Below are 10,472 nucleotides of genomic sequence, written 5' to 3'. Positions count from 1 at the left end.
CTGTCTTGGTGCGTCGGATCGCTCATGCCCAACAGCAAGCCAGAGACATGCCAGCACGAGGGCAGCGGACGAAAAACTCTCACGCTCTCAGGCCGCGACCTTCTTCGCCGGCGCCTTGCGCGCGACCGCCTTCTTCGCCGGCGCCTTCACAGCCGCCTTGCGCGCGACCGCCTTCTTCGCGGTGGCCTTCTTCGCCGGCGCCTTCTTGGCCGGCGCCTTCTTGGCCGCGGTCTTCTTCGCCGTCGCGAGCTTCGTGGCCGCCGCCTTCTTCAGCGTCGCGGCTTCCTTCTCGACCGCCTTCGCGGCGGCCTTGGCCTTGCGCTGCGCCGTGGCCTGCGCGGCGGCCAGCTTCTTCTGTGCCGCCTTGACCTTCTGCTCGCCCTTGCGCATCGCCGCGCGCACCGACTTCTCGGCCTCGGCCATCGCCTTCTTCACGCGCGCCTCAGCCTTCTTGAGCATCGCGTCGAGCTTGCGCTTGGCCTGGTCGCGCTTCTTCAGCGCGGCCTTCTTCGCCTTGCCGAGCTCGGCCGACGCCGCGGCGCCCACCTGATCGAGTTTCTGGGTCACGGCCTCGCCCACGTGGTGCGCGGCCTGCGCCAGGTTGTCGGCCGCCTGGGCCATCTCGGACTTCTTCGCTCTCGTCGTTGCCATACGTGTGTCCTTCGTCGTGTGTGAGTGTGTGTGTGCGTCTGCGACTGCAGTTGCAGCCGCCGCGAATGTAGCGCGCCCACGCGGGACTGTGCGGGGATGAGCCTCGCGCCGACGCGTCGACACCACGCATCGAGCACGCGGCGTTCGACGGGCCGGAGCAGCGCGCCGCACGCGCGCCGAGGTGACGCGCGTCACGTCGCGAACACCCGCCTGGCGTACGATGCGCGCGGCACGCGACGCCTCGGCTGCCGACGCGCGCCGCCGGGAGGAGCGCTTGGACTTCGAATCGACGTTGCCGCTGGGTCGACCCGATCTGGTCAGCGTCAGCGCGTTCCAGCGCTACGTCGACGACGTCGCCGCCGTGCGCGACCTGCCGCCGACGCACTCGGGGCTGGCGTCGCTGAGCCCGTCGTTGTGGCAGGACCTGGTGCGCTTCGAAGCGGCAGGCCGCGCGGCCGAGCTGCTCGAAGTCGTCGCCGCCGGGCTGCGCCACGGCCACGCGCTGGCGATCCACGTGCAGGCCGGCGCGCGCGTGCTGCCGCTGACGCTGTATCCGCGCGAGCGGCAGTTCCACTGCCCGCTGCCGCTGGCCGAGGTGCTGTCGCTGCGGCTGAGTAAGCTGCAGGTGATGCTCGTCGAGCCGGCGCCAATGGCGTCGCGCGGTGCGCCGAGCCACCCGCTGGCCGGGCGGCGCGAGCACTTCCACCCACTGCTGCCGTTGACGTGGGCGCTGGCGCTGCGCGGCGCGCGCCCGACGCTGCTGCCCGAAATCGCCGGGCCGCTGGCCTACCGCGTCTCGCCGGGGGTCGACCTGCGCGGGCTCGGGCTGTCGGCCGTCGTGCAGGTCGCCGTGCGGCGGCTGCAGATGGAGACCGTCAACCTGCGGCGACTGGCCGACTTCCCCGGCCTCGACCGCGAACGCGCGCAGCGCCTGCTCAACGCGCTGTACCTGCACGGCGCGCTGATCGTCAGCCGCAGCCATCCGGCCGCGAGCGACAGCTGGTTCGGCGCGCTGTGAGCGCCGCGCGGCACCTCAGCGTGCCGGCGTGCGGATCAGGTGGTCGAACGCAGCGAGCGCCGCCTTCGCGCCGTCGCCGGCGGCGATGATGATCTGCTTGTACGGCACCGTCGTCGCGTCGCCGGCGGCGAAGATGCCGGGTGCACTGGTCGCGCCTTTCGCGTCGACGACGATCTCGCCCCAGCGGCTGAGCTCGACCGTGCCCTTGAGCCACTCGGTGTTGGGCACCAGGCCGATTTGCACGAACACGCCGGCGAGTTCGATGCGGTGCTCGATGCCGCTCGCGCGGTCCTTGTAGATCAGCCCGTCGACCTTCTGGCCGTCGCCGGTGATCTCGGTCGTCTGTGCGTTGACGTGGATCGTGACGTTGGGCAGGCTCTTGAGCTTGGCCACGAGCACCGCGTCGGCCTTGAGCTGGTCGGCGAACTCGAGCAGCGTCACGTGCTGCACAACGCCGGCCAGGTCGATCGCCGCCTCGACGCCGGAGTTGCCGCCGCCGACCACGGCCACCTTCTTGCCCTTGAACAGCGGCCCGTCGCAGTGCGGGCAGTACGCCACGCCCTTGGTCTTGTACTGCTCTTCGCCGGGCACGCCGAGGCTGCGCCAGCGCGCGCCGGTGGCGAGGATCACGGTGCGCCCCTTCAGCTCGGCGCCGTTGGCCAGCCGCACGGTCGCCAGGCCGCCGGGCTGCGCAGCGGGCTCGAGCGCGGCCACCCGCTGGCCGTTCATGACGTCGACGTCGTAGGCACGCACGTGCGCCTCGAGCGCGGCGGCGAACTTGGGCCCTTCGGTGTACGGCACCGAGACGAAATTCTCGATGCCCAGCGTGTCGAGCGTCTGGCCGCCGAAGCGCTCGGCGACGAGCCCGGTGCGGATGCCCTTGCGTGCGGCGTAGACCGCCGCCGCCGCGCCGGCCGGGCCGCCGCCGACGATCAGCACGTCGAACGGCGCCTTCGCGCCGAGCCTGGCGGCGTCGCGCGCCGCCGCGCCGGTGTCGACCTTCGCGAGGATCTCGGCGAGCTCCATGCGGCCCGAGCCGAACGGCTGGCCGTTGAGGAACACGGTCGGCACGGCCATGATCTGGCGCTGCTCGACCTCCTGACGGAACAGGCCGCCGTCGATCGCGACGTGGCGCACGCGCGGGTTGAGCACCGCCATCAAGTTGAGCGCCTGCACGACGTCGGGGCAGTTGTGGCAGGTCAGGCTCATCCACGTCTCGAACACGAGGTCGCCGCCGTCGTCGGGGCGCAGCGCACGGATCTGCTCGATCACCTCGGCGTCGACTTTCGGCGGGTGGCCCCCGGCTTGCAGCAGCGCGAGCACGAGCGACGTGAACTCGTGGCCCATCGGGATCGCCGCGAAGCGCACGCCCATGTCTTCGCCGGCGCGCGTGACCTGGAACGACGGCCGGCGCTCGGCCGTGCCGTCGAAGCGCGCGCTGACCTTGTCGCTCTGCGCGGCGATCTCTTCGAGCAGCTCGCGCATCTGCGCCGACTCGGGGCGGTCGTCGAGCGATGCGACGAGTTCGACCGGCTGCGTGATGCGCTCGAGGTAGGTCTTGAGCTGGATCCGGATGGCGGCGTCGAGCATGGCGATCTCCTGCAAACGTGAGGGCGAGGTGTTCCCGGCCCGCTCGCCAAGGCCCAGCGTGGCCTTGACGACCGGACCCGAAGGTTCAGTCGTTCAGTCAGACGACGGGGCGGCATCGACCGCCCGTCGCCTCTCCAGCGGCCGCCGCGGATCCGGCTGTGCCGGTCTGCTGGCGGCGCCCCCCCTCGAGGGGGGGCGCGCGAAGCGCGTCGGAGACCCGATCAGATCTTGCCGACGAGGTCGAGCGACGGCGTCAGCGTCGCCGCGCCTTCGTTCCACTTGGCCGGGCAGACCTGGCCGGGGTTCTTCGCGACGTACTGCGCGGCCTTGAGCTTGCGCAGCGTTTCCTTCATGTCGCGCGCGATCGCGTTGTCGTGGATCTCGGCGGTCTTGATGACGCCCTCCGGGTTCACGATGAAGGTGCCACGCAGCGACAGGCCTTCTTCCTCGATGTGCACGCCGAACATGCGCGTGAGCTTGTGCGTCGGGTCGCCGACCAGCGGGAAGCGCGCCTTGCCCACCGCTGGGCTCGTCTCGTGCCAGACCTTGTGCGAGAAGTGCGTGTCGGTCGTGATGACGTAGACCTCGGCGCCGAGGTCCTTGAACTCGGCGTAGTGGTCGGCCGCATCCTCGACCTCGGTCGGGCAGTTGAACGTGAACGCCGCCGGCATGAAGACGAGGACGGACCACTTGCCCTTCAGCGACTCGTCGGTCACCTCGACGAACTTGCCGTTGTGGAACGCGGTGGTCTTGAACGGCTGGACTTGGGTGTTGATCAGCGACATCGTGTACCTCTCGATAGACAAGGTTGATGGAGAAACAGGAACTGACAGCCGAAATATTAGGTGCGGTGCAGCATTTTCGGGATTGATTGATCAAATCGGCGCAATAGATCAGACAAATCAAGCTGCCGTAAGGCCTCCGCCCCAAAACGATGTGGGCGCTCGCTCTCTCTACGAGCGCGATGGATCGTCGGGATCCCTGCGGCGCAGTCCCGCGGGCTCAGCGCGACGCGAGCGCCTCCCAACGCTCCAGCGCCGCCGTCAGCTCGTCGTCGATCTGCGCGTAACGCGCCTGCAGCCCCGACACGGCCTGCGGCTCGCACGTGTACAGGTCGGTGCTCGCCAGCCGCTCGGCGATCGCTTTCTGCTCGGCTTCGAGCGCTTCGATGCGCGCCGGCAGTTCGTCGAGCTCGCGCTGTTCCTTGAAGCCGAGCTTGCGTGGCTTCTGTGCCACGGGCGGGGGAACCGGCGCCGGGCTCGCCGCCGCGGGCTTGGGCGTCGGCCGGGGTGCCGTGGCAGCCGCGCTGCGCGCGCGCTGCCGCTGCCAGTCCTCGTAGCCGCCCTCGTACTCGCGCCAGCGCCCGTCGCCTTCGTATGCGATCGTGCTCGTGACGACGTTGTCGAGGAAACGCCGGTCGTGGCTGACGAGGAACACGGTGCCCGTGTAGTCCTGCAGCAGCTGCTCGAGCAGCTCGAGCGTATCGATGTCGAGGTCGTTCGTCGGCTCGTCGAGCACGAGCACGTTGGCCGGCAGCGCGAACAGGCGCGCGAGCAGCAGCCGGTTGCGCTCGCCGCCCGACAGCGTCCTCACCGGCACGTGCGCGCGCTCGGGCGCGAACAGGAAGTCGCCGAGGTAGCTCATCACGTGCTTGCGCCCGCCGCCGCTGTCGATCCACTCGCTGCCGGGGCTGATCGTGTCGGCCAGCGTCGCGTCCAGGTCCAAGCCGCTTCGCATCTGGTCGAAGTACGCCACCTGCAGCTTCGTGCCGCGGCGCACCGTGCCCGAGGTCGGCGCCAGTTCGCCGAGGATCAGCTTGAGCAGCGTCGTCTTGCCGGCGCCGTTGGGGCCGATCAGGCCGACCTTGTCGCCGCGCAGGATCGTCGCGCTGAAGCGGTCGACGACCGTCTTGTCGCCGAAGCGCATCGTGACGTCGGTCAGCTCGGCGACGATGCGCCCGCTCCTCGTGCCGGCGTCGACGTCGAGCCGCACCTGCCCGAGCGCCTCGCGCCGCGCCGCGCGCTGCGCGCGCAGCTGCTGCAGGCGCTGCACGCGCGCGACGCTGCGCGTGCGCCGCGCCTCGACGCCCTGGCGGATCCACGCCTCTTCCTGCGCGAGCAGCTTGTCGGCGCGCGCGTGGGCGAGCGCCTCGGCGGCGAGCTCCTGCTCCTTCGCGCGTTCGTAGGCGGCGAAGTTGCCCGGGTAGCTGCGCAGCCGGCCGCGGTCGAGCTCGAGGATGCGCGTGCACACGGCGTCGAGGAACGCGCGGTCGTGCGTCACGACGATCACGCTGCCGCGGAACTCGCGCAGCAGGTCCTCGAGCCACGCGATCGCGTCGAGGTCGAGGTGGTTCGTCGGCTCGTCGAGCAGCAGCACGTCGGGCAGCGCGACGAGCGCCTGCGCGAGCGCGACGCGCTTCTTCGTGCCGCCCGACAGCTCGCCGATGCGGCGCGTGCCGTCGAGCGCGAGGCGCTGCAGCGTCGTGGCCACGCGCGTCTCCCAGTTCCACGCGTCGAGCGCCTCGATGCGCGTCTGCAGCGCGTCGAGGTCGACGCCGCTCGGGTGCGCCTCGTAGGTCGCACGCAGTTCGCGCGCCTCGGCCACGCCGTCGGCGACCGCGTCGAACACGGTGGCGTCGTCGTCGAACGCCGGCTCCTGCGGCACGTAGCGGATGCGCAGCCCCTGCGTGACCTGCAGCAGCCCGTCGTCGGGCTTCTCGAGGCCGGCCGCGATCTTCAGCAGCGACGACTTGCCGGCGCCGTTGCGTCCGATCAGCCCGAGCCGCTCGCCGGCCTCGAGCGCGAAGCCGGTGCCGTCGAGCAGCGGCACGTGGCCGAAGGCGAGGTGGGCGTTGGTGAGCGACAGGACGGCCATAGCGGCATTGTGGCCGCCGCCGGCCCGGCGCTCAGAACCAGGCGTGCAGGCCGAGCGACAGATGGCGCCGCCAGTAGCCGCTGCCGCCGCCGCCCAGGCCGAAGCCGCTGCCCGCGCCGCCGACGGACAGTCGTGCGCGCGCCGAGGCGCCCAGATCCCAGCCGGCCACGAGCTCCCACTGGTGCGGCTGCGCGTGCGACCGGTTGCCGTCGCCGTCGACCTCGGTCGCCGTGCCCAGCCCCAGGCGCAGCGCGAAGTCCCACAGCCGCTGCTCGACCTCGACGGCCGTGAACAGGCGCGCCTCGCGGTAGCTCTCGGGGTTCCAGTAGCCGCGCGCGGGCACGGTGGCACTGGTCGGGCGCGAACTGTCGAAGGCCATCGCCTCGGCGCCGACCGTCCAGCGCGGATGCGACGCCAGCAGCCACTGCGCGCGGGCGTTGAGGCGCTGGCGCGCATTGCCGTCGTCGAAGCGCAGCGACGCGACGCTCAGCGACAGCGTCGCGCGCGGGTGCGGCCGGTGGTCGACGCCCAGCGACAGCGCGTCGACGTGCACGCGCTCGGCGATCGCCTGCGGCGTCTCGACGAGCTCGCGCGCCGCCTCGGCGTCGAGCCGCCAGCCGTCGCGCGGCAGCCAGGTCACGCGCGCGTGGCCGCTCCACGGCGTCCAGCCGCCCCAGTCGCTCGCGCGCAGCGCCAGCGACGGCCACCAGACACCGTGGCCCGCCCCGGGCTCGCCGAGCCGCACGCGCCACAGCGCCTGCAACTCGCGGCCATGCGCCGCGTCGGCGGGCGCGTCGAGCTCGACGCGGCGCAGGCGCAGCTCGGCCGTCGCGCCGGCGGCGGGCCGCCAGCCGAAGCCGGTGACGGCCGCGGTGACGTCGAGGTCGTCGGCATCGCTCGCGCGTTCGACGCTGCCATAGGCATAGGGCCGCGTCTCGCGGGCCACGCGGTGGTCGCGCCACCAGGCGAGGTCGGCGTCGGCGGTGCGCTCGAGCAGCGGCAGCGCCCGGTCCTCGAAGCCGGCCCAGGCCCAGGCGCGCGCGAGGTCGCCGCGCTCGTCGGCGCTCGCGGCGCCGCCAAGGCGCTCGAACTCGCGCAGCGCTTGCTGGTGGCGCCCGGCGAGGTTCCAGCCGTGCGCGCGCAGCCACGCGCTGCGGCGGTCGGTGGGGTCGCGCGCGAGCATTGCGGCGAGCAGTGCGTCGGCCTCGGCGTGGCGGTCGGCCCAGATCAGCGCCCGCGCGAGGCGACGCTCGACGTTGGCCTGGCCGGGCTTGACGTCGAGCGACGCGCGCCACGCGGCGATCGCGCCGTCGGCGTCGCGCAGCGCATCGCGCGCCTGGCCCAGGCCGTCGAGAGCGTCGGCGCGGTCGGCGCCGGTCGCTGCCAGCGCCTCGAACAGCGGCGCGGCGGCCGCGGCATCGCCGGCCCACAGCGTCTGCCACGCGAGCGACGGCAGTACGTCGGCACGGCGCTCGGGCGCGATCGCGAGCACGCGGCGATAGCGCGCCGCCGCCTCCGCGTTGCGGTCAGCGAAGCCGCTAACGCGCGCGGCCTCGATCCACAAGTCGGCGTCGTCGGGCCGCTTAGCGAGCAAGGCCTCGTACAGCGGCAACGCGGCAGCGAAGTCGCGACGCTCGACAGCCGCTCGCGCCGACGCGAGCGCGTCGGCCGGCTGCGCGAGCACGGGCCAGACCGCAGCCAGCGCCAGCACGGCACCGACGACCCAGCGCCTCACGACGCCGCTCCTTCGCGCACCGTGCGCCAGCGCACCGCCTCGCGCTGCGGGCGACGGAACAGGTACGACAGCGACAGCACCGTCGTCACCGACTGGAACATCCAGTACACGAGCGGGTACCACACGGCATACGGCACGAAGCGCACGATGTCGGGGTCGTAGCGGCGGTCGACCCAGGCGCCGGTGAACAGCTGCGCGAGGCAGATCGTCGCGATCGTCATGCCCCACAGGTTCGGGATCGGCGACGCGCCCACCGGCGGCAGCCCGAGCGCGTACGACGCGATCCAGATCGCGCTCAGCACGACGAAGCACACCGCCCACAGGATCGACAGCGACGACTCGACGAACACCGGCCACAGCCGCCGGTAGCGCCAGTGGCGCATCACGTCGGCGTGCTTGTGCAGCACCTGCATCAGCCCGCGCGCCCAGCGTCGGCGCTGGCGGTACAGCCCCCGCCACGACAGCGGCACCGTCATCCAGCAGATCGCGCGCGGCTCGTAGCGCACGTCGTAGAAGCGCTTCTGCAGCTTCCACGTCAGCTCGATGTCCTCGGTCGGCATCTCGGGGCTGAAGCCGCCGACGTCGACCACCGCGCTGCGCCGCAGCGCGGCGACGACCCCCGAGACCGTGACGACGCGGCCCCAGATGCGCTGCGCACGCCGCAGCAGGCTGATGATCGACGAGAACTCCATCGCCTGCAGCCGCGCGAGGAAGGTCTCGGTGTTGCGCACGCGCGGGTTGCCGGTGACGGCGGCCACGCGCGGCGCGTCGAAGTGCGGCACGATGTGGCGCAGCATCTGCGCGTCGGGCTCGGCGTCGGCGTCGAGGCACATCAGGATCTCGCCGCGCGCCAGCGGGATCGCGTCGTTGAGCGCCATCGCCTTGCCTTCGTTGACCTCCTTGCGTACGAGGCGCAGCCGCGGGTCGGCGCGCAGCGGCGCGAGCGCGTCGAGCGTGCCGTCGCTCGAGCCGTCGTCGACGACGATGACCTCGAACCGCGGATAGTCCATGCGCAGCATCGCCGCCACCGAGCGCGCGATCACGGCGCGCTCGTCGTGCGCCGGCACCAGCACGCTGACCAGGGGCCACTCGCGTCGCGCGTCGGCCGCCGCCGGCTCGCGCGGCTCCCAGCGCAGCCGGTACAGCACCGCTGTCGTGATCCACATCAGGCTGGTCACGATCGGGTAGGCGGCGAAGAAGACGAGCGCGAGCCCGTACAGCCACGAGTGCTGGATCGCGAGCAGCGCCGACTCAAGCATCGGCGGGCTCCCGATCGCGGCGCGGCGACTCGTCGACGGCCACGAAGCGCTTGCACCTGCCGTCGACGTCGATCACGACGGCACGCGCGTCGCGCAGCGCGACGAAGTCGGCGACGATCTCGCGTTCGTTGTAGTCGCGCTCGTAGCGCCACGTCACGGCGGGCACGCTGCGCCGCGGCCCGCGACGGCGGTAGATGCCGACGTTGTGGACGATCCACGCCACCGTCAGCGTCGGCGCGACGACGAGGGTGCCGACGATCAGCCCGCGCAGGTCGGCCGATTCCCACGGCCGCACGAGGACGAGGCTCCACAGCCAGACGAAGCCGGCCCACCCGAGCACGACGAGCACGACATGGCCGACGGCGTGCAGCGGCGAGCGCAGCCCCGCCGGACGCGTGGGGTCCGGCGGACTCACGCGGCGGGCGTGCGCGACGGGAGACGGCGGCGCCGCGCAGCGCCGAGCAGGGCGAAAGCGGCACCGGCCAGCGCGAGTGTGCCCGGCGCCGGAACCGCCCCGGCGGGCAGCAGGTGCTCGGTGGGCACCAGCATCCATTCGTCACTGCCGGGCCGCATCCAGCGCAAGTCGACGACGCCGGCCTCGAGGCGGTTCCACATGCCCAATTCGAAGCCGTACAGACCGGGCGAAAGCTGCAAGTCCTCGTCGAAGCCGTTGCGATCGCGCGGATTCAGGAAGTCGCGGCCGATCTCGAGCGCCGCACCGCCCGCACCGATCAGCCGGAAAAAGAAGCCGTCGTCGTTGAGCACGCCGAAGTTGTAGTCACCGGCCTCGACGATGCGGATGAAGCCGGTGAAATGCGCCGTCCAGTTCTCGTCGCCCAGCGACCCGGGCAGGGCGCTGGCCTCGCCCCAGGTCGTGTCGTAAGCCGCGTTGTAGATGGCGTTGCCGAAGTTGATCTCGGGCACGAGCCCCGCCCAGCAGCTGACGAGCAGACCGGTGCAACCCGAAGTCAGGTACGCCTGCTGCACGGTGTCGAAGTCGGCGCGCCCCCACAGACCGGTACCCCAGCCGAAGCTGCCGATGGGCGCACCGCTGCCATAGCTGCGGGCGTCCTCGTTCCACAGCACCGTGCTGCCACGCCACGTGCCGTCGATCTGGAGGAATGTCGCACTCGCCCCGCTGCCGGTGGCAAAGCTGCCCGCGTACTGCGGCGCGAGGACCACGGCGGCCTGCGCGGTCGATACGAGCGAAGCCGCCGCCAACGCGCACCACACCAGAGGTGCACACAGCCCGCCCCAAACTCGCAGGACGGGGGACCAAACAACGGAGCATGGGTTCGAAAGACGGAACACGGCAGCGACTGGAAACAACTTGTTGCAGCGGAAC

Annotated in this window: 9 protein-coding genes; 1 reads left to right on the top strand and 8 read right to left on the bottom strand. The window is 71.8% G+C overall.

Going from position 1 to position 10,472, the window contains the following annotated elements:
* Positions 1-87 precede the first annotated feature (87 nt).
* Complete coding sequence (locus tag MOJ79_RS14800) at positions 88-651, bottom strand: hypothetical protein (RefSeq protein WP_241924841.1); 564 nt, start codon at positions 649-651, stop codon at positions 88-90.
* 274 nt (positions 652-925) lie between these two features.
* Between MOJ79_RS14800 and MOJ79_RS14795 the strand changes: the two genes are divergently transcribed.
* Positions 926-1,669, top strand: a complete 744-nt coding sequence (locus tag MOJ79_RS14795) for a hypothetical protein (protein ID WP_241924840.1) — start codon at positions 926-928, stop codon at positions 1,667-1,669.
* A 15-nt stretch (positions 1,670-1,684) separates the two neighbouring features.
* On the opposite strand, the gene ahpF is transcribed toward MOJ79_RS14795, so the two are convergent.
* The 7 genes from ahpF to MOJ79_RS14760 all read right to left on the bottom strand — a co-directional run bounded on the left by ahpF (position 1,685) and on the right by MOJ79_RS14760 (position 10,348).
* The gene (ahpF, locus tag MOJ79_RS14790; RefSeq protein WP_241924839.1) at positions 1,685-3,259 is read right to left on the bottom strand and encodes an alkyl hydroperoxide reductase subunit F; all 1,575 of its coding nucleotides are present in this window, start codon (positions 3,257-3,259) and stop codon (positions 1,685-1,687) included.
* 221 nt (positions 3,260-3,480) lie between these two features.
* A complete protein-coding gene (ahpC, locus tag MOJ79_RS14785) occupies positions 3,481-4,044 on the bottom strand; it encodes an alkyl hydroperoxide reductase subunit C (protein WP_241924838.1) in 564 nt (187 codons plus the stop codon).
* 217 nt (positions 4,045-4,261) lie between these two features.
* Positions 4,262-6,133 carry an ATP-binding cassette domain-containing protein gene (locus tag MOJ79_RS14780; RefSeq protein ID WP_241924837.1) on the bottom strand — a complete coding sequence of 624 codons (1,872 nt, stop codon included), beginning with the start codon at positions 6,131-6,133 and terminating at the stop codon, positions 4,262-4,264.
* Between the two features lie 31 nt (positions 6,134-6,164).
* Positions 6,165-7,868 carry a hypothetical protein gene (locus tag MOJ79_RS14775; protein WP_241924836.1) on the bottom strand — a complete coding sequence of 568 codons (1,704 nt, stop codon included), beginning with the start codon at positions 7,866-7,868 and terminating at the stop codon, positions 6,165-6,167.
* Positions 7,865-9,127 carry a glycosyltransferase gene (locus MOJ79_RS14770; protein ID WP_241924835.1) on the bottom strand — a complete coding sequence of 421 codons (1,263 nt, stop codon included), beginning with the start codon at positions 9,125-9,127 and terminating at the stop codon, positions 7,865-7,867. The genes MOJ79_RS14775 and MOJ79_RS14770 overlap by 4 nt, the downstream gene beginning before the upstream one ends.
* On the bottom strand, positions 9,120-9,542 hold the full coding sequence (locus MOJ79_RS14765) for a hypothetical protein (protein WP_241924834.1): 423 nt from the start codon (positions 9,540-9,542) through the stop codon (positions 9,120-9,122). Before MOJ79_RS14765 ends, MOJ79_RS14770 begins: the two co-directional genes overlap by 8 nt.
* Positions 9,539-10,348: a PEP-CTERM sorting domain-containing protein gene (locus MOJ79_RS14760; RefSeq protein WP_241924833.1), complete on the bottom strand. Its 810-nt coding sequence runs from the start codon at positions 10,346-10,348 to the stop codon at positions 9,539-9,541. The genes MOJ79_RS14765 and MOJ79_RS14760 overlap by 4 nt, the downstream gene beginning before the upstream one ends.
* Between the last annotated feature and the right edge of the window lie 124 nt (positions 10,349-10,472).

The organism is Calidifontimicrobium sp. SYSU G02091, assembly GCF_022631395.1.
GTDB classification, from domain to species: domain Bacteria; phylum Pseudomonadota; class Gammaproteobacteria; order Burkholderiales; family Burkholderiaceae_C; genus Calidifontimicrobium; species Calidifontimicrobium sediminis.
Note: the sequence above shows the minus strand (reverse complement) of the source record. Positions and strands in the feature narration are given on the sequence as shown.